15 protein-coding genes are annotated in these 18,762 nt (G+C 74.7%); 5 read left to right on the top strand and 10 right to left on the bottom strand.

Translation table 11 applies throughout. The annotated features are described in order from the left end of the window. Positions 1–28 precede the first annotated feature (28 nt). From IEY37_RS00400 to serA, 4 genes are all read right to left on the bottom strand, one after another. Entirely contained in the window at positions 29–814 is a 786-nt protein-coding gene (locus IEY37_RS00400) for a fumarylacetoacetate hydrolase family protein (protein WP_188939561.1), read from the bottom strand. Positions 815–918: 104 nt separating this feature from the next. Further along, on the bottom strand, positions 919–2,601 hold the full coding sequence (cimA, locus tag IEY37_RS00405; RefSeq protein WP_188939562.1) for a citramalate synthase: 1,683 nt from the start codon (positions 2,599–2,601) through the stop codon (positions 919–921). A gap of 57 nt (positions 2,602–2,658) precedes the next feature. Next, a complete protein-coding gene (locus tag IEY37_RS00410; RefSeq protein WP_188939563.1) occupies positions 2,659–3,681 on the bottom strand; it encodes a 3-isopropylmalate dehydrogenase in 1,023 nt (340 codons plus the stop codon). 284 nt (positions 3,682–3,965) lie between these two features. Next, positions 3,966–5,558 (bottom strand): phosphoglycerate dehydrogenase, encoded by a 1,593-nt coding sequence (gene serA / locus IEY37_RS00415; RefSeq protein WP_188939564.1) that lies wholly within the window; start codon positions 5,556–5,558, stop codon positions 3,966–3,968. Positions 5,559–5,951: 393 nt separating this feature from the next. Between serA and IEY37_RS00420 the strand changes: the two genes are divergently transcribed. After that, on the top strand, positions 5,952–6,680 hold the full coding sequence (locus IEY37_RS00420; RefSeq protein ID WP_188939565.1) for a hypothetical protein: 729 nt from the start codon (positions 5,952–5,954) through the stop codon (positions 6,678–6,680). Between the two features lie 150 nt (positions 6,681–6,830). On the opposite strand, the gene ilvC is transcribed toward IEY37_RS00420, so the two are convergent. The 3 genes from ilvC to IEY37_RS00435 all read right to left on the bottom strand — a co-directional run bounded on the left by ilvC (position 6,831) and on the right by IEY37_RS00435 (position 10,410). Next, the gene (gene ilvC, locus IEY37_RS00425) at positions 6,831–7,859 is read right to left on the bottom strand and encodes a ketol-acid reductoisomerase (RefSeq protein ID WP_188939566.1); all 1,029 of its coding nucleotides are present in this window, start codon (positions 7,857–7,859) and stop codon (positions 6,831–6,833) included. Between the two features lie 155 nt (positions 7,860–8,014). Continuing rightward, positions 8,015–8,527, bottom strand: a complete 513-nt coding sequence (ilvN, locus tag IEY37_RS00430; RefSeq protein ID WP_188939567.1) for an acetolactate synthase small subunit — start codon at positions 8,525–8,527, stop codon at positions 8,015–8,017. 71 nt (positions 8,528–8,598) lie between these two features. Beyond that, positions 8,599–10,410, bottom strand: coding sequence for an acetolactate synthase large subunit (locus IEY37_RS00435; protein ID WP_188939568.1), 1,812 nt, complete (start codon positions 10,408–10,410; stop codon positions 8,599–8,601). A 416-nt stretch (positions 10,411–10,826) separates the two neighbouring features. Between IEY37_RS00435 and IEY37_RS00440 the strand changes: the two genes are divergently transcribed. From IEY37_RS00440 to IEY37_RS00455, 4 genes are all read left to right on the top strand, one after another. Beyond that, positions 10,827–11,579: a PH domain-containing protein gene (locus IEY37_RS00440; RefSeq protein ID WP_188939569.1), complete on the top strand. Its 753-nt coding sequence runs from the start codon at positions 10,827–10,829 to the stop codon at positions 11,577–11,579. Between the two features lie 3 nt (positions 11,580–11,582). Then, the gene (locus tag IEY37_RS00445) at positions 11,583–12,131 is read left to right on the top strand and encodes a PH domain-containing protein (RefSeq protein WP_188939570.1); all 549 of its coding nucleotides are present in this window, start codon (positions 11,583–11,585) and stop codon (positions 12,129–12,131) included. A gap of 62 nt (positions 12,132–12,193) precedes the next feature. After that, positions 12,194–13,978 carry a PH domain-containing protein gene (locus IEY37_RS00450; RefSeq protein WP_188939571.1) on the top strand — a complete coding sequence of 595 codons (1,785 nt, stop codon included), beginning with the start codon at positions 12,194–12,196 and terminating at the stop codon, positions 13,976–13,978. Positions 13,979–14,061: 83 nt separating this feature from the next. After that, positions 14,062–15,270, top strand: coding sequence for a PQQ-dependent sugar dehydrogenase (locus IEY37_RS00455; protein WP_188939572.1), 1,209 nt, complete (start codon positions 14,062–14,064; stop codon positions 15,268–15,270). Positions 15,271–15,283: 13 nt separating this feature from the next. Here IEY37_RS00455 and gatB read toward each other — a convergent pair whose 3' ends face one another. The 3 genes from gatB to gatC are packed head-to-tail and all read right to left on the bottom strand — an operon-like array spanning position 15,284 to position 18,695. Further along, a complete protein-coding gene (gene gatB, locus IEY37_RS00460; RefSeq protein ID WP_188939573.1) occupies positions 15,284–16,795 on the bottom strand; it encodes an Asp-tRNA(Asn)/Glu-tRNA(Gln) amidotransferase subunit GatB in 1,512 nt (503 codons plus the stop codon). After that, a complete protein-coding gene (gene gatA / locus IEY37_RS00465; RefSeq protein ID WP_229673467.1) occupies positions 16,795–18,375 on the bottom strand; it encodes an Asp-tRNA(Asn)/Glu-tRNA(Gln) amidotransferase subunit GatA in 1,581 nt (526 codons plus the stop codon). The genes gatB and gatA overlap by 1 nt, the downstream gene beginning before the upstream one ends. Next, positions 18,372–18,695 (bottom strand): Asp-tRNA(Asn)/Glu-tRNA(Gln) amidotransferase subunit GatC, encoded by a 324-nt coding sequence (gatC, locus tag IEY37_RS00470; RefSeq protein WP_188939574.1) that lies wholly within the window; start codon positions 18,693–18,695, stop codon positions 18,372–18,374. Before gatC ends, gatA begins: the two co-directional genes overlap by 4 nt. Between the last annotated feature and the right edge of the window lie 67 nt (positions 18,696–18,762).

An 18,762-nucleotide genomic window follows, 5' to 3' on the forward strand; every position in this document is an offset into this window, starting at 1 on the left:
TCCCCGGCCCCACCGGCGCCCGGCCGGGTCAGCGGCGGACCACCGGGTTCTGCAGCGTGCCGATGCCCTCGACGGTGACCGCCACCGTCTGCCCGGCCGCCATCGGCCCGACGCCAGCCGGCGTGCCGGTGAGGATCACGTCACCCGGCAGCAGCGTCATGATCGAGGACGCGAACTCGACCAGCTCCCCCACGGTGAACACCATCTGGGCGGAGTGCCCGTCCTGCCGTACCTCGCCGTCCAGCTCGGTGCGGATGCCCACGTCGCCCGGGTCGAGCTCGGTCTCGATCCACGGCCCCAGCGGGCAGAAGGTGTCGAAGGACTTGGCACGGGTGAACTGCACGTCGGCGCGTTGCAGATCGCGGGCGGTGACGTCGTTGGCGACGGTGTAGCCCAGGATCACCGATCCCGCGTCGGCCGCGGGCACGTCCCGGCACGGCCGGCCGATGACCACGGCCAGCTCGCCCTCGAAGTCGACCTGCTCGGACGACGGCGGGATCTGGACGGCCACGAACGGGCCGATCACCGACGTCGACGGCTTGAGGAACAGCAGCGGCGTGGTGGGCAGCGGGTTGCCCAGCTCGGCCGCGTGGTCGGCGTAGTTGCGGCCGACCGCGACGACCTTGGACGGCAGGATCGGCGCCAGCAGCCGGACGTCGGCCATCGGCCAGCTCCGGCCGGTGAAGGTCGGCGTGCCGAACGGGTGGTCGGCGATCTCGCGGGCGACGTCGCCGCCGCCCGGGGTGTCGGCCGGGGCGGGCTCGATGGCGACGAAGGCCACCCCCTGCGGGTGGGCGATGCGGCCGAGGCGCACGGCGGTCTCCTCTGGTCGTGGCGGCTCTCGTGGGCCGGTGTGGGCCGGCTCGATCGGTCGGGTCGGTCCGGTCGGTCCGTCGGGTCGGTGGGTGGCGGACCGGGTCAGGTCCGCTGGAGCGCGTACACCAGCGAGTCCACCAGGGCCTGCCAGGACGCCTCGACGACGTTCGGGTGCACGCCCACGGTGACCCAGTCCGGATCCCCCGGCCGCTCGGTGGACGACGACGCGACCAGCACCCGGGTGATGGAGTCCGTGCCCGCGTGGCCGGCCAGGAGGCGCACCTTGTAGTCGGTCAGCTCGACCCCGGCCAGCGCCGGCAGCTCGTCGGCCAGCGCCAGTCGCAACGCCGAGTCCAGGGCGTTGACCGGCCCGTTGCCCTCCGCGGTGGCGACCACGCGGCGCCCGCCGACGTGCACCTTGACCGTCGCCTCGGAGAGCACCTCGGCCGGAACGTGCCGGCCGGTGCGGTCGCCGGCGCCGTCGCCGGCGCGGGCCGCGTGGTGCTCGACGATCACCCGGTAGGACTCCAGCTCGAACGGTGCGACAGGCACCGTGCCCTCGCTGCCGGCCAGTTCCGCGCGCAGCAGGAGCTCGAACGAGGCGTCGGCGGCCTCGTACGACCAGCCCTGCGCCTCGCGCTGCTTGACCGTGTCCACCACCCTGGCCACCACGTCGGTCCGGCCGCCCAGGTCCACGCCCAGCTCGGCGGCCTTGAGCTCGACCGACGCCCGCCCCGCCATCTCGGTGATCAGGATGTGCATGTCGTTGCCCACCTCCTCGGGGTCGAGGTGGTTGTACAGCTCCGGGTCCACGCGGATGGCGGACGCGTGCAGCCCGGCCTTGTGCGAGAACGCCGACGCGCCGACGTACGCCTGGTGGGTGTCCGGCGAGATGTTGGCCAGCTCGGCGAGGGCGTGTGAGATCCGCACCGACTCCACCAAGCGGCCCTCCGGCAGCACCGGCAGCCCGAGCTTGGTGACCAGGTTGCCGAGCACGGCGAACAGGTCCGCATTGCCGGCCCGCTCGCCATACCCGTTCGCGGTGCACTGCACGTGGGTGGCGCCGGCCTGCACCGCGGCGACGGTGTTGGCGACGGCGCAGCCGGTGTCGTCCTGGCAGTGGATCCCGAGCCGGAACCCGGTGCGCCGGGCCACGTCGGTGACCACCTCGTGGACGCCCAGCGGCAGCATCCCGCCGTTGGTGTCGCAGAGCACGGCCACGTCGGCGCCGGCCCGGATCGCCGCCTCGGCCACCCGCACCCCGTAGTCGCGGTCGGCGGCGTAGCCGTCGAAGAAGTGCTCGAGGTCCAGGAACACCCGGCGCCCCTCGCCGACCAGCAGCTCGACGGTGTCCGACACCATCGCCAGGTTCTCCTCGAGCGTGGTGCGCAGCGCCCGCTCGACGTGCCGGGGGTCGGACTTGGCGACCAGGGTGACGACCGCGGCCTGCGAGTCCAGCAGCGCGCGCACCTGCGGGTCCTGCGCGGCACGGGTGCCGGCCTTGCGGGTCGCGCCGAACGCCACCAGCGTCGCCGTGGTCAGCGCCAGCTCGCCGGCGGCCGCCCTGGCGAAGAACTCGGTGTCCTTGGGCAGCGCGCCGGGCCAGCCGCCCTCGATGAAGCCGACGCCCATCTCGTCGAGCAGCGTCGCCACCGCGATCTTGTCGGCGACCGAGTAGCTGATGCCCTCCCGCTGGGCACCGTCGCGCAGGGTGGTGTCGAAGACGTGGAACGCGTCACCGAGCGGCGAGGAGACGCGCGCGGCAGCGACGGCGGGGCCGGACATGGTCTCTCCTGTCGTGCGGCGGCACCCCGGCGGCGCCGGCGCTGTCGTGCGGAGGCGTCAGCTGGACGCGAGCGCGGCCAGCCGGTCGCCGACCGCCTGCGTCCGGCCCGAGGACCCCGCCTGCCGGGTGGCCAGGTCGAAGGCCACCGCGGCCTCGACCCGGCGGGCGGCGTCGGGCAGGCCGAGGTGGTCGAGCAGCAGGCCGACCGACAGCACGGTGGCGGTCGGGTCGGCGGTGCCGGTCCCGGCGATGTCCGGGGCCGACCCGTGGACCGGCTCGAACATGCTGGGGTTGGTCCGGGAGACGTCCAGGTTGCCGGACGCCGCGAGCCCGATACCACCGGAGACGGCGGCCGCCAGGTCGGTGAAGATGTCGCCGAACAGGTTGTCGGTGACCACCACGTCGAACCGGCCGGGATCGGTGACCAGGTAGATCATCGCCGCGTCCATGTGCGTGTAGGCGACGCTGACCTCCGGGTACTCCATCGAGATCTCCTCGACGACCCGGCTCCAGAGCTGGCCGGCGTGCACCAGCACGTTGGTCTTGTGGACCAGTGTCAGGTGCTTGCGGGGGCGGCGGCGGGCCCGCTCGAACGCGTCCCGGACCACCCGCTCGACGCCGAAGTAGGTGTTCAGCGACACCTCGGTGGCGATCTCCTGCGGGGTGTCCTTGCGCAGCAGGCCGCCGTTGCCGGCGTACGGACCCTCGGTGCCCTCGCGGAGCACCACCAGGTCGATCGCCTGGTCCCCGGCCAGCGGACCGGCCACGCCCGGGTAGAGCCGGGCCGGCCGCAGGTTGACGTGGTGGTCCAGCTCGAACCGCAGCCGCAGCAGCAGCCCGCGCTCGAGGATCCCGGACGGCACCGTCGGGTCGCCGACGGCGCCCAGCAGGATGGCGTCGTGCTGGCGCAGCTCGCGGAGCACCGAGTCGGGCAGCAGCTCCCCGGTCCGGTGCCACCGCGCCGCACCCAGGTCGTACATCGTGGTCTCGACCGAGGGCACGACGCCGGTCAGCACCTTGAGGCCCTCGGCCACGACTTCGGGCCCGATGCCGTCGCCCGGGATCACCGCCAGCTTCATCCATCACCGCTTCTGTACAGGGGTTCCCCGTCGTCCCGCCGGGCAGCGACGACGCGCCACCGGACGGGTGGTCGTAGTGCGTAGAGTAACCGGCCCTGGGCCGAAGGTGGACATCGCCGGGCCGTCAGCCGCGCTCTGTCTCCGCTGGGCCACGGCGGGGCCGGTCGGGACCGCGCCGTCCGGTCGGCGCATCACCCGACGGGTGGTCCGACCGGTCGGCGGGGGGCACCGCGGGGCGGCCGTCCGGTCGACGCGGACCTGCCGGGCACCCGACCGGGCCGCGATCAGCCGGCCGGGATGCCCCGGATGGCGCTGGCCTGGACGGCCTCGCCGATCCGCTCCAGCAGCGCGGCGTCCGGCAGTCCGTCGACGCGCAGCACCATGATCGAGGCCTGACCCGACATCTCCTGGGAGATCTGCGCGGCCAGGATGTTCACCCCGGCCGCACCCAGCAGCGCCCCGACCGTGCCCATGACGCCCGGCCGGTCGGCGTAGGCGACCAGCACCAGGTCGCCCTCGGCGCGCAGGTCGAAGTGCCGCCCGTTGATCTCGATGAGCTTGGCGACCTGCCGCTCGCCGGAGAGCGTCCCGGACACCGACCGGACCGAGCCGTCGGGCATGGCGCCGCGCAGCGTGACCTGCGAGCGGTAGTCGCCGGTCTCCTCGGTGGCGGTGCCGGTCAGGGTGACGCCGTGCTCGGCGGCCAGCGCGGGCGCGTTGACGAAGGTGACGGCGTCGGTGATGACCGGTCCGAAGATCCCGCGGACCGCGGCCAGCTGCAGGATCGACGTGTCCACCGCGGCCAGGTCGCCGCGCACCTCGACGGCCACCTGGGCCGGGACCGTGCCGCCGACCGCGGTGAGGATCTCGCCGAGCCGGGTGACCAGCGGGATCCACGGCCGCAGCTCGTCGGCGACCGGCCCGGCCGCCTGCACGTTCACCGCGTCCGGGACGAAGTCGCCGCGCAGGGCCAGCTTCACCGAGCGGGCCACCGCCGTGCCCGCCTTGTCCTGCGCCTCCCGGGTCGACGCCCCCAGGTGCGGGGTCAGCACGATGTTCGGCGCCGTCCGCAGGGGGTTGTCGGCGGCCATCGGCTCCTTGACGTAGACGTCGATGCCGGCGCCGGCGACGCGGCCCTCGGTCAGCGCGTCGGCGAGCGCCTGCTCGTCGACCAGGCCGCCGCGCGCCGCGTTGACCAGCAACAGGTTCGGCTTGACGGTGGCCAGTTCCGCCGCGCCGATCAGCCCCAGCGTCTCGGGCGTGCGCGGCAGGTGGATCGAGATGATGTCCGCCCGGCGCAGCAGCGTGGCCAGGTCCACCAGCTGCACGCCCAGGGCGGCCGCCCTGGCCGGCTGCAGGTACGGGTCGTAGGCGATCACCGTGGTGCCGAAGGCGGCGATGCGGGCCGCGAAGAGCTGCCCGATGCGACCGAGACCGACCACGCCGACCGTCTTGTCGGCGATCTCGACGCCCTCGAACGAGGATCGCTTCCACTCGCCGGCGGCGACGGAGGCGTGCGCGGCGGGGATCTGCCGGGCCACCGCGAGCAGCAGCGCCAGCGCGTGCTCGGCCGCGGTGATGATGTTGGACTGCGGCGCGTTGACCACCAGCACGCCGCGGGCCGTCGCCGCCGGCACGTCGACGTTGTCCAGGCCGATGCCGGCCCTGGCGACCACCTTCAGCCGGGGCGCGGCGGCCAGCGCCTCCGCGTCGATCGTGGTCGCCGACCGGATCATCACCGCGTCGGCCTCGGCCAGCGCCGGCAGCAGCGCCGACCGGTCCGCGCCGTCCACGTGGCGGACCTCGACGTCGGGGCCGAGCTCGGCGATCGCGGACGGGGCGAGCTTCTCCGCGATCAGCACGACGGGCTGCGACACGTTGGTTCCTCTCGGTCGGACTCTCCGGGTGGGCCACCGGGTCCGGCGACCGTCGCGCACCGCGCGCGGGCGCGGCGGCACCGCGCGGCGACGTCGACCGCGGGCGGGCGCCAATGCTAGTCACGACCGTCGGCGCCGGTCACGGCGCACCGGGACCGGCCCGCAGGCGGACGCGGGACGGACCGGCGGCGCGACGCACGGACAGGCCAACCCGACGGGCTCCGCTCTCCACCGGGGGACGTATCGGCGGCGGCTCGGCCGGCCTCGTCCCGTCGACGGCCCCTCCGATCGCGCGGACCGGGGACGCGGACACCCCGCCCGCCCTACGATCCGGCCGGGAGGACGCCGGCCGCCCGGACCGCGGCGGCCCCGGCGACCAGAGGAGGACGCACGGTGACCAGCTACCCGCCCTACGGACAGCCGCCACCGGGACAGCCGGGACAGCCCTTCGGAGGCCAGGGTCCGGCCGGACCGGGTCAGCCCGGGCCGTATCCGGGGCCCGGGTACCAGCCCGGTGCTCCGGCGCACGGCTGGTCCCCGCCGCCGTACGCCGGCTACCCGGCCGCCGGGTACGGGCAGCCGGGGTTCGGCGGTGCGCCCGGTCCCGGGCGGCCGGGCCAGGCCACGGCCGCGGCGGTGCTGGCGTTCGTCTTCGGCGCCGCCGCGATCCTGCAGTCGCTGTTCGGCGTCCTGATCGGGTCGCTGCTGAGCGGCTCGAACAGCGTGGCGACGGGGATCACCGACACCACCGTCCGGCTGGCGTGCGACCGCACGCTGCCCGACTTCTCCCAGGACGGCTGTGACCTGGCACGCCAGAACGCGTCCCGCGTGCGGGAGATCAGCCCGGAGATCGGCACCTTCGCCATCGTGGTGGCGATCGGCGCTGCGATCGTGGCCGCCCTGATGATCTGGGGTGGCGTCGTGCTGCTGTCCGGCAGGGACTCCCGGATCGTCGTGTCGGCGTGCGCGCTGTACTTCCTGCTGGCGATCCTGCTGATCGTCGCCACCCGCTTCGGCGTGGTCTACGCCTTCGGCATCGTGCTGCCGGTGCTCATCACGGTGTTCACGCTGAACGGGTCCACCAGGGCGTGGGTCCGCAGCCGGGGCGGCCGGACCTTCTGACCGCTCGCCGGCCGGTCCCCCGGTCCCCGCAGGGAGCCCCTGGTCGCCTGGCGACCGGGGGCTCCGTCGTCCGCAGCCGCGCGGGTCGGGCGGAACAGGAACGGCCCCGCACCCGGGTGGGATGCGGGGCCGTCCGGCCGGTCCGGCACGTCAGCTGCGCGCCGCGGTCCCGGTGTAGTCGTCGTCGGCGGTGACCCAGCTCATCAGCTTGCGCAGCTCGCGGCCGGTCTCCTCGATGGGGTGCGCCTCCTGCTCGGCCCGGAAGCGCTTGAACTCCGGGGCGCCGGCGTCCTGGTCGGCGATGAACCGGGCGGCGAAGCTGCCGTCGCGGATGTCGGCCAGCACACCGCGCATGTTCTCGGCCACGTGCTCGTCGATGACCCGCGGGCCGGACACGTAGTCGCCGTACTCGGCGGTGTCGGAGATCGACCAGCGCTGCTTGGCGATGCCGCCCTCGTACATCAGGTCGACGATCAGCTTGAGCTCGTGCAGGCACTCGAAGTAGGCGATCTCGGGCTGGTACCCGGCGTTCACCAGGGTCTCGAAGCCGGTCTGCACCAGCCGGGACATGCCGCCGCAGAGCACCGCCTGCTCGCCGAACAGGTCGGTCTCGGTCTCCTCGGTGAACGTGGTGCGGATGACACCGGCACGGGCGCCGCCGATCGCCGCGGCGTAGGACAGCGCGAGCGCCTCGGCGTTGCCGGTGGCGTCCTGCTCCACCGCGATGAGGTCGGGCACGCCCTTGCCGTCGACGAACTCCCGACGCACCAGGTGGCCCGGACCCTTGGGGGCGATCATGATCACGTCCACGTCGGCCGGCGGCTTGATGTAGCCGAACCGGATGTTGAAGCCGTGGCCGAAGGCCAGCGCCTTGCCGGCCGACAGGTGCGGCTCGATGGACTCCGCGTACACGTGCCGCTGCACGTGGTCCGGGGTGAGAAGCATGATCACGTCCGCCTCGGCGGCGGCCTCCGCCGGCGTCACCACGCGCAGTCCCTCGTCGGCGGCCTTGCCGCGGGAGGACGACGTCTCCGGCAGGCCGACCCGGACGTCGACCCCCGAGTCGCGCAGGCTCAGGGCGTGTGCGTGACCCTGCGAGCCGTAGCCGATCACGGCGACCTTGCGGCCCTGGATGATCGACAGGTCCGCGTCGTCCTCGTAGAAGATCTTCGCTGCCATCGCTGTGTGGTTCCTCTCGTCCGCGCCCGGGTGGCGCCGGTGTCGAAGGGGCGGCGCCGACGGGTGTCGACGCTGGGGTCGTGGGGCCGGGGCACGGCGGGCCGTCGACCCGGCCGCCACCGCGGCGCGGTGGGTCCGGTCCCGCCGCGGCGCGCCTAGTCTGCCCGCAGCCGCTCGGAGGTGATCGACCGCGGTCCGCGGCCCAGCGCCACCATGCCCGACTGGACGATCTCGCGGACGCCGAACGGCTCGAGCAGCTTGACCATGGCGTCGAGCTTGTCGGTGGTGCCGGCCGCCTCGATCGTCATGGATTCCGTGGTGACGTCCACGACGTGGGCCCGGAACATGTCGACGACCGTCACCACCTGGGACCGGGTCGCCGCATCGGCGCGGATCTTGATGAGCACCAGCTCGCGGTTGACCGAACCGCCAGGCGGCAGCTCGACGATCTTGAGCACGTTCACCAGCTTGTTCAGCTGCTTGGTGACCTGCTCGAGCGGCAGCTCCTCCACGGCGACGACGATCGTCATCCGGGAGACCTCGGGGTTCTCGGTGGGGCCGACGGCCAGCGAGTGGATGTTGAAGCCGCGGCGGGAGAACAGCGACGCGACCCGGGCGAGCACACCGGGCTTGTTCTCCACCAACACCGACAGCGTGTGTCTGGACACAGGTCTCGTTTCCTCGGAAGCGACAGGGACTGCGGCGCCGGCCGGCTGCGTGGCCGGCCGGCGACGTGCCGTCAGTCCTCGTCGAACAGCGGACGGATGCCGCGGGCCGCCATGATGTGGTCGTTGCCGGTGCCGGCCGCCACCATCGGCCAGACCTGCGCGTCGGCGCCGACGGTGAAATCCACGACCACGGGCCGGTCGTCGATCGCCATGGCGGCGTCGATGGTGCGGTCGACGTCCTCCTTGGACTCGCAGCGCAACCCGACGCAGCCGTACGCCTCGGCGAGCAGCTTGAAGTCGGGGATGCGGTGCTTGTGGGTGCCCAGGTCGGTCTGCGAGTAGCGCTCGCCGTAGAACAGCGTCTGCCACTGCCGCACCATGCCGAGGTTGCCGTTGTTGATGACGGCCACCTTGATCGGGATGCCCTCGATGGCGCAGGTGGCCAGTTCCTGGTTGGTCATCTGGAAGCAGCCGTCGCCGTCGATGGCCCACACCGTGGTGTCCGGCCGGCCGACCTTGGCGCCCATGGCGGCCGGCACGGCGTACCCCATCGTCCCGAGACCGCCGGAGTTGAGCCAGGTCCCGGGCTTCTCGTAGGAGATGAACTGCGCGGCCCACATCTGGTGCTGGCCGACGCCGGAGGCGTAGACGGCGTCCGGCCCGGCGATGGCACCGAGCCGCTGGATGACGTACTGCGGGGCCAGCGTCCCGTCGGCCGGCCACTCGTAGCCCAGCGGGAATGTCTCCCGCAGCTGGTCCAGCTCGGCCCACCAGGCCGTGAGATCGGCGACCACGCCGGCGGCCTGCTCGGCGGTCACGGCGGCCACCAGGTCGGTGATCACCTCGCGGGCGTCACCGACGATCGGCACGTCCGCCACCCGGTTCTTGCCGATCTCGGCCGGGTCGATGTCGGCGTGGATGACCGCCGCCCCGGGCGCGAACGTCGACAGCTGGCCGGTGACCCGGTCGTCGAAGCGCGCGCCCAGGGCGATGATCACGTCGGCCCGCTGCATGGCCGCCACGGCGGCGACCGTCCCGTGCATGCCGGGCATGCCCAGGTGCTGGATGTGCGAGTCGGGGAACGCCCCGCGCGCCATCAGCGTGGTGACCACCGGGATGCCGGTCAGCTCGGCCAGCCGCAGCAGCGCCGCGCTGGCCCGGGCCTTGAGCACCCCGCCACCGACGTACAGCACCGGACGGCGCGCGGTCGCGATCAGCTTCGCCGCCGTGCCGATCTGCCCGGCGTGCGGCCGGGCCGCCGGCCGGTACCCGGGCAGGTGGACCTCCGCAGGCCAACGGAAGGTGGTGTCCGCCTGCAGGATGTCCTTGGGGATGTCCACCAGCACCGGGCCGGGTCGGCCCGTGGACGCCAGGTGGAACGCCGCAGCGATCGTCTCGGGGATCTCCCGCGCGTCGCTGACCAGGAAGTTGTGCTTGGTGATCGGCATGGTGATGCCGCAGATGTCGGCCTCCTGGAAGCCGTCGGTGCCGATGAGCGACCGGCCCACCTGACCGGTCACGGCCACCAGCGGCACGGAGTCCATGTGCGCGTCGGCGATCGGCGTCACCAGGTTCGTCGCGCCGGGGCCGGACGTCGCCATGCAGACACCCACCCGGCCGGTGGCCTGGGCGTACCCGGTGGCGGCGTGGCCCGCGCCCTGCTCGTGCCGGACCAGGATGTGCCGGACCCGGCGGGAGTCCAGCAGCGGGTCGTACACCGGCAGCACCGCGCCACCGGGGATCCCGAAGACCACCTCGGCGCCGGCCTCCTCGAGGGAACGGACCACGGACGCCGCGCCGGAGAGGTGCTCGACGGGGGCGGGGGCCACGGGACGCTGCTGCGGCATCGGGGCGACCGGCGCTGGTCGGGTCTGCGTGCTCATCTGTCTCCGGCTTTCCTGGCGAGGTGGTGCGGTGACCGTCGGCGGCCCGGGATGGGCGGGCCGTCCGACGGGCGGCGGGGCGATGGTCGGTCGGCCGACTGTCGAACCGCCGACCGTGTCCGGGCACTAAAAAACCCCTTGCTTCCCGGGTGGGATGCGAAGGGGTCAGCGCGCCTGCTGGAGGTGACGGGTCAGCCGGCGCGCTCGGGGAGTACGAGAATCAGGGACATGCGGCGACTGTAGGACCGGCCGGCCCGGGTGTCAACCAGGTGGGACAGGCGTCCCACATCGTGGACTGACGGTGGCCGGGACGGTCTCCGCGCCCTTCCGCCGGAGGTGGGCCGCACGGCCACCCGGCGCTCGCGGGCGCCCGTCGACCGCTGCGCCGCTCCCCCGCCGGATGACACGATGGACGGGTGTCCCGCCGTGATCGCGCCGTCTTCCGACTCCCGGCGGTGACCCTGATCCTTCCGCTGCTGCTGTTCATCACCTGCACGCCGCTGGCCACGTTCCGTCCCTGGTTCCTGCCGATCTACCTGATCCCGCTGCTGGCGCTGGTGTACGCCGCCGTCACCCGGACCTCCGCCACCCCGGCCGCCATCACCACCGTGGGGCTGCGCGGGGTGCGCCGCATCCCGTGGGACCGGCTGGATCGCTTCGAGTTCCGTGGGTCCCGCTGGGCCGTGGCGGTGGACGCCGACGGGCGGCGCACCCGGCTGCCGATGGTGCGGCCCCGCGACCTGCCGCGGCTCGCCGAGGTCTCCGGCGGCCGGCTGACGCTGACGCCGCGCGGCTCCGCGACGGCCAGTGACGAGGACGGGGACGAGGTCGGGGGCCAGGTCGAGGCCGAGGACGGCATCCAGGACGGGGTCCAGGACAGCACGGTCGGCACGGTGGGCACTGTCAGCACGGTCGGCACGGTCGGTCCGGAACGCACGGTGGGCCTGGACGGCGCGGCCACCGGCGATGTGCAGGACGGCGCGGCTGGGGCGGACGGGGGGCTCGTGCGGGAAGGCGGCGTCGCCGCCGACGGGCCGGACGGTCCGGACGCCGCTGCACCGGACGGGCCGGACGGCACCGGCGGGGCCGGCGCGGACGCCCGCACCGGGCCGGCCGTCGCGGATGCTACCGGCCCCCACGCCGCCGGGGCGCCGGCGGGACGCGACTGAGCCGTGTCGCACGCCGTCCCGTCCCCCGCCCCGGAGTCCGGCAGGGCACCGGAGCCGGACGAGCGGCCGCTGCCCGGGGACGCCCCCGAGGAGCGGCGGCGGTTGCCGGCGAGGACCGCCACCTACTGGCGGGTGCAGGCCCTGCTCACCGGGGTGCCCGTGGTCGCCCTCGCCACGCTCGGCGCCGTCACGCTGCGCTGGCCGCCGGAGCCGCTCCGCTGGACCGTCGCCGCGCTGCTGTTCCTGTGGCTGGTCGTGCTGCGCGGCCTCGTCGCCCCGCCGATCCGCCGGCGCCGCTTCTGGTACTGCATCTCCGCCGACGAGATCGACCTGCAGCACGGCGTCCTCATGACCACCCGCACCCTGGTGCCGATGAACCGGGTGCAGCACCTCAAGACCACCCAGGGCGCCCTGGCCGACCGGTTCCGCGTCGCCTCGCTGCACGTGCACACCGCGGGCGGTGTGGTGGCGCTGCACGGCATGGACCGCGACGAGGCGGCGCGTGTCCGCCGGCGCATCGGCGCCCTCGCCGGCCTGGCCGACGATGTGTGACCCGCCGGCACCGGTGCCGGCAGCCCGGCCGGCGACCGCGGAACCCGGCGACCGCGGGACCGGTGGGCCGCCCCGACGGTGCCGCCGCTGCCGACGGTGCCGCCGCCGCCCACACTGCCGCCACCGCGCACACGTCGACCGCCACCGACAGTGCCGCCACCGCGCTCGGTTCCGCCGCGACCGGCGGTGCCGCCGCGACCGGCGGTGCCGCCACTGCCGGCGGTGCCGCCGCTGCCGGCGGTTTCACCGGTGCGCCGGCGCCCCCGGGCGGCGCCGCGCGGAGCGGTCCCGACGTCGCGGAGCGGCGGCTGCACCCGGCCTACCTGGTGATCAGCGCCGGCCAGACGGTGCGCACGCTGCTGCCGGCGATCGTCGGTGCCAGCGTGTTCCCGCACCGGTGGTGGGTGCTCGGCGCGACCGCCGTGCTGGTGGTGGCCGTCTCGGTGATCCGCTGGTGGACGCACCGCTACTCCGTCGTCCACGGCGTGCTGCGGGTGCGCAGCGGCCTGCTCAAGCGCACCACCGAGAGCGTGCCGGTCTCCCGGATCACCGCGCTGGACACCTTCGCCGGCGTCGTGCAGCGCATCCTCGGCGTCTCGGGCATCACCGTCCAGACCCCCGGCGATGGCCGGAGCTCGACCGTCAAGCTGCACTGCCTGTCGGCGTCCGCGCTGGCGCAGGTGCGGACGGCGCTGACCGCCGACTCCGGGACCGGCGCCCGGATCGGGATCGACAGCGGAGTCGACACCGGAGCTGACGCCGGAGTCGATTCCGGAGTCGATGCCGGAGTCGATGCCGCTGCCCGGACCGCCGGTCGGTCGGTGCTCGCCGCGCCGCTGTCCCGGCTCGTGCAGGGCGTCGAGGGACCGGGCAGCGTGCCGCCGATCGCCGTGCTCGAAGTGCGGGCGCTGCTCGTCGCGGCCGTCACCGGCACCTCGATCCCGTTGCTGCTGGCCGGCGCGGCGGCCGCCTGGAACCGGGCCAGGGACCTGCTGCCCGACTCCACGCTCCGCTGGATCCGGCACGAGGTCCTCGACCACGGCGGTGCCACCACGCTGGTGGTCCTCGGCCTGGTGATGGTCGCCGCGCTGGTCGCCGTCGTCCTCACCGCCGTGCGCCTGGCGCGCTGGACCCTGGTCCGGGAGCCGGAGCGGCTGCGGACCACCCGCGGACTGGTCGTGCAGCGGAGCAGCTCGATCCCGGTCGACCGGGTGCAGGGCGTCCGGCTCGTCGAGGGGCTGTGGCGCAAGCCGCTCGGCTACTGCGCCGTCGAGGTGGAGGTCGCCGGCGTCGCCGGCGGGCAGGACCACCAGCGGACGCTGTACCCCTTGGTGCGCCGTGCGGCGGCGGCCGACCTGGTGCGGCGCGCGCTGCCGGAGCTGCGCTGGTCGGGCGAGGACCCGGTGCCCGTCGGCGCGGCGGCCCGCCGCCGGTATCCCACGCTGCCGCTGGTCGCCGGGCTGGCGCTGGCGGCGGCCGCCGTGCTGCTGCTGCCCGGCTGGTGGCGCCTCACCGCCCTGTTCCCGGCCGTCGTCGCGGTGGTCGCGGCGCGCGGCCAGGTCGCGGCGGCGGGATGGCGGCTCACCCCGGACACGGTCACCGTGCGGTGGCACCGGGTCTTCGCCACGCACACCGTCGTCGCCCGCACCCGCCGGGTGCAGCTGGTGCACCGGACGCAGACGGTGCCGCAACGCCGGGCAGCGGTCGCCGGGGTGTGGCTCGTGCTGTCGTCGGCACGACGCGCGCGGCTGCGGCACCTGGCCGCGGCGGACGCGGACCTGCTGCTGCACGTGGTCGGCCGGCGCCCCGGAGCCGTCCGGCCCGTCGCCGCGGCCCCGGCTCCCTGACCCGAGCGCCCGCCGGCGCCGTCCGCCGCGAGCCCGGTCGCACGCCCCGCGGACGCCGCACCTGCCACGTACGGTGGATCGCGATGAGCCTCTCGCCGCGCCGGGTCCGCCGGTGCGCCGCCGCCCTCGGGACCGGCGTCGCCCTGCTGCTGGCCGCCGGCTGCGGCGACTTCTCGTCCGCCCCGCCGAGCTGGTCCGTCCAGCCGTCCCTCACCGCGCCGGCCGCCACCCCGGTGGTCCCGACGCCGACCCTGCCCGGCTCGACCACGACGCCGCCGTCCGGGTCGGGTGGCAGCACCAGCAGCAGCACCACCGGCCCTCCGCCGGACCCCTGCCGTCCGCCGGACCCGTCCGTGATCGCCGCCTGCCTGAAGGACCCGTGGGGCCTGGTCCCGCTGGCCGACGGCATGTCCGCCCTCGTCGGTGAGCGGACCACCGGGCGCATCCTGCTCGCGGTGTACCAGCGGCCGCCGGTGCTGCTGGCCACCGTGCCCGGCGTCGACGGCACCGGCGACGGCGGCCTGCTCGGGCTCGCCGTGTCGCCGTCGTACGCCGAGGACGGCCTGGTGTACGCCTTCGTGACGACGGCGACCGACAACCGGGTCGTCCGCATCGCCCGCGGCGAGAAGCCGAAGGCCATCCTGACCGGCATCCCCAAGGGGCGCACGCACAACGGCGGCGTGCTGGCCTTCAACGGCCCGTACCTGTTCGTCGCCACCGGTGACGCCGGCCGGCCCACGCTCGCCGGCGACGCCAGGTCGCTGGCCGGGAAGGTGCTGCGGCTGGACGAGTTCGGCAAGCCGGTCGGCGGCACGCTGACGCCCGGGTCGCCGGTGTTCGCGACCGGGTTCACCGCACCGACCGGCATGTGCCGGCTGCCCACCGGCGCGCTGGCCGTCGTCGACCACCGCGCGACCGCGGACGTGCTGCTGCCGTTGAGCGCGGGCAAGTCCTACACCCGGCTGGCCTCGGGCGACGCCGCCTGGACGTGGCGGGCCTCCGACGGTGGCGCCGCGGACTGCGCGTCGACCAACGGCGTGCTGGCCAGCACGTCGCTGGACCGCCAGCGGCTCACCGGCATCCGGATGACGCCGACCGGCGCCTTCACCGGCAGCCCCGAGGCCCTGCTCGAGCGCCGGTACGGGCGGCTGCGCACGGTCGAGGCCGGCCCGCGGAACCTGTTCTGGGTCACCACCGCCAACCGGGACGGCCACGGCCGGCCGGTGGCCAGCGACGACCGGGTCGTCGTCGTGCCGTCCGGAGGGGGCGGGGGCGGCGGCGGGCCGGACTGACCGGCCCCGGGCGTCAGGCCTGGACGCCGAGCGTGGAGAACACCAGCTCCCGCACCCGGGCGGCGTCGGCCTGCCCGCGGGTCGCCTTCATCACCGCACCCACCACCGCCCCGACCGCCTGCACCCGACCGGACCGGATCCGGTCGGCCACGTCGGGGGCGGCGGCCAGCGCCTGGTCCACTGCCTGCTGCAGGGCCGAGTCGTCGGACACGACCGCCAGCCCGCGGGCCGCCACCACCTCGTCGGGGTCGCCCTCGCCGGCCAGCACCCCGTCGACGACCTGCCGGGCCAGCTTGGCCGACAACGTCCCCGCCGCCACCAGGGCGACGACCCTGGCCACCTGCTGCGGCGTGATCGGCAGCTCGGCCAGGGACACCCCGCGGCTGTTGGCCTGCTGCCCCAGGTACGCCGACCACCAGGACCGGGCCTGGTCGGCCGGTGCGCCCGCGTCGACCGTGGCCTCGACCAGGCCGACGGCGTCGGCCGCGACCAGGTCGCGCATCTCGAGGTCGGACAGCCCCCACTCCTGCTGCAGCCGGGCCCGGCGCAGCCAGGGCAGCTCCGGCAGCGACGCCCGGATGCCCTCCACCCACTCCGGGGCCGGGGCGAGCGGCACCAGGTCCGGCTCGGGGAAGTACCGGTAGTCCTCGGCGGTCTCCTTCGACCGGCCGGGCGAGGTGGTCCCGGTGGACTCGTCGAAGTGCCTGGTCTCCTGCACGATCCGCCCGCCGGCTTCGAGAACGGCCGCCTGCCGGCAGATCTCGTGACGGACGGCGCGCTCGACGGAGCGCAGCGAGTTCACGTTCTTGGTCTCGGTGCGGGTCCCGAACACCGGGTTCCCGGCCGGGGTCAGCGAGACGTTGGCGTCGCACCGCAGCGAGCCCTGGTCCATCCGCACGTCCGAGACCTCCAGCGACAGCAGGAGATCGCGCAGCGCGGCGACGTAGGCGCGGGCCACGGCGGGCGCCGACGCCTTGGTCCCGGTGATCGGCTTGGTGACGATCTCGACCAGCGGCACGCCGGCCCGGTTGTAGTCCAGCAGCGAGTACTCCGCGCCGTGGATGCGGCCGGTGAGACCGCCGACGTGGGTGGACTTGCCGGTGTCCTCCTCCATGTGCGCCCGCTCGATCTCGACGCGCACCGTCTCCCCGTCCACCTGGACGTCCAGGTAGCCGTTCACGGCGATCGGCTCGTCGTACTGCGAGGTCTGGAAGTTCTTGGGCATGTCCGGGTAGAAGTAGTTCTTCCGCGCGAACCTGCACCACGAGGCGATGCTGCAGTGCAGCGCCAGCCCGATCCGCACCGCGTACTCGACCGCGGTGGCGTTGACCACCGGCATGGCGCCGGGCAGGGCGAGGCAGACAGGGCACACCTGGGTGTTCGGCGGAGCGCCGAACGCCGTGGAGCAGCCGCAGAACATCTTGGTGGCGGTGCCGAGCTCGACGTGCACCTCGAGACCCAGGACGGGGTCGAAGGTCTCGATCGCGTGGTCGTAGTCGGCCAGGGTCGGTGTCGCGGACGACATCAGGGGTTCACCACCAGTTCGGGGACGGACAGGGGCACGGTGCTGCCGTGCTCGGCGACGTAGAGCGTCTCGAACGCGGACGCGACCCGGTACATGGCGGCCTCGCCGAGGGCGGGCGCCATGATCTGCAGGCCGACCGGCAGGCCGGTGTCGGCGGCCAGGCCGCTGGGCACGCTCATCGCCGGGATGCCGGCCAGCGAGCCGGGGATCGTGGCCAGGTCGTTGAGGTACATGGCCAGCGGGTCGTCGACCTTCTCGCCGAGCCGGAAGGCGGTGACCGGGGACGCCGGCGACACCAGCACGTCGCAGCCGGCGCCGCCGCCGGCCGCACCGAAGGCCTGGTCGAAGTCGCCCTTGATCAGGGTGCGGACCTTCTGCGCGGAGCCGTAGTACGCGTCGTAGTAGCCGGCCGAGAGCGCGTAGGTGCCCAGGATGATCCGGCGCTTGACCTCGGCGCCGAAGCCGGCGCCGCGCGTCGCGGACATCACCGTCTCCGCCGAGACCGGCTGCCCGGCAGCCGGTTCCACCCGCAGGCCGTAGCGCATGGCGTCGAACCGGGCCAGGTTCGACGAGCACTCGCTGGGCAGGATCAGGTAGTACGCCGCCAACCCGTAGCGGAAGTGCGGGCAGGACACCTCGACGATCTCGGCGCCGGCCGCCTCCAGCGCGGCGACCGCGGCCCGGAACGAGTCGAGCACCCCCGGCTGGTATCCCTCGCCGCCCAGCTCGCGGACCACGCCGATCCGCATGCCGGCCACGCCGTCGGCCCGTCCGCGGTGCACCGCATCGACCACCGAGGGCACCGGCTCCGGGATCGAGGTCGAGTCCCGCGGGTCGTGGCCGGCGATGACCTCGTGCAGCAGCGCGGTGTCCAGCACGGTCCGCGCGCACGGGCCCACCTGGTCCAGCGACGAGGCCAGCGCGATCACCCCGTACCGGGAGACGCCGCCGTACGTCGGCTTGGCGCCGACCGTGCCGGTGACCGCGGCGGGCTGGCGGATCGAGCCGCCGGTGTCCGTGCCGATGGCCAGCGGGGCCTCGAAGGCGGCCAGCGCGGCCGCCGACCCGCCGCCCGACCCGCCGGGGATCCGGTCCAGGTCCCACGGGTTGCGCGACGGCCCGTACGCCGAGTTCTCCGTCGACGAGCCCATGGCGAACTCGTCCAGGTTGGTCTTGCCGAGGATGACCACGCCGGCCTCGAGCAGCCGGGTGGTGACCGTGGCGTCGTAGGGCGGCATCCAGCCCTCGAGGATGCGGGAGCCGGCGGTGGCCGGGGCCCCCTGCTGCACCACGATGTCCTTGAGCGCCAGCGGCACACCCGCCAGCGGCGACGCCGCGGTGCGGCCGGCGGCCCGGGCGGCGTCCACGGCGGCGGCCTGCTCGAGCGCGAGGTCGCCGGACACGTGCAGGAAGGCGTGCACCCCGCGGTCCCCGGGGTCGACGGCGGCGATCCGGTCCAGGTGGGCCTGCGCGACCTCGACGGCGCTGACCGTCCCGCCGGCGATCCCGGCCGCCAGGTCGGCGGCCGAGGCACGGGTCAGGTCGGCCGGCAGGTCCGGCGTCGCACCGGCGGCGGTCACTGCTCCTCCCCCAGGATCTGCGGGACGCGGAACTGCCCGTCCTCGGCGGCCGGCGCCCCGGCGAGCGCGGCGTCCCGGGACAGGCCCGGGCGCAGCACGTCCGCGCGCGAGACGTTGGTCAGCGGGACCGCGTGCGTCGTCGGGACGATGTCCGCGGCGGCGACCTCGGTGACCGCCGCGACGGAGTCCAGGATCACCGTCAGCTGGTCGAGGTACAGGTCGAGTTCGGTGTCGGTCAGCTCGAGCCGGGCCAGGTGCGCGAGGTGCGCGACGTCGTCGCGGGTGAGCGCCGGCGCGGCGGTGCTGCTGGGGTCGGTCACAGTTCTCCCGTGGGGCGGGGCCGGCGCCGCTCCCGGTCCGGGGGGCACCGGCCGGCCGGATCGCCCG

It is taken from the genome of Nakamurella endophytica, assembly GCF_014646215.1.
GTDB lineage: Bacteria > Actinomycetota > Actinomycetes > Mycobacteriales > Nakamurellaceae > Nakamurella > Nakamurella endophytica.

Bases quoted from the DNA above. Each gene is read 5' to 3' on its own strand.
- IEY37_RS00455 (WP_188939572.1), top strand. From the start codon at position 14,062: ATGAGCCTCTCGCCGCGCCGGGTCCGCCGGTGCGCCGCCGCCCTCGGG.
- cimA (WP_188939562.1), bottom strand. From the start codon at position 2,601: ATGTCCGGCCCCGCCGTCGCTGCCGCGCGCGTCTCCTCGCCGCTCGGT.
- ilvC (WP_188939566.1), bottom strand. From the start codon at position 7,859: ATGGCAGCGAAGATCTTCTACGAGGACGACGCGGACCTGTCGATCATC.
- IEY37_RS00435 (WP_188939568.1), bottom strand. From the start codon at position 10,410: ATGAGCACGCAGACCCGACCAGCGCCGGTCGCCCCGATGCCGCAGCAG.
- IEY37_RS00410 (WP_188939563.1), bottom strand. From the start codon at position 3,681: ATGAAGCTGGCGGTGATCCCGGGCGACGGCATCGGGCCCGAAGTCGTG.
- gatB (WP_188939573.1), bottom strand. From the start codon at position 16,795: ATGTCGTCCGCGACACCGACCCTGGCCGACTACGACCACGCGATCGAG.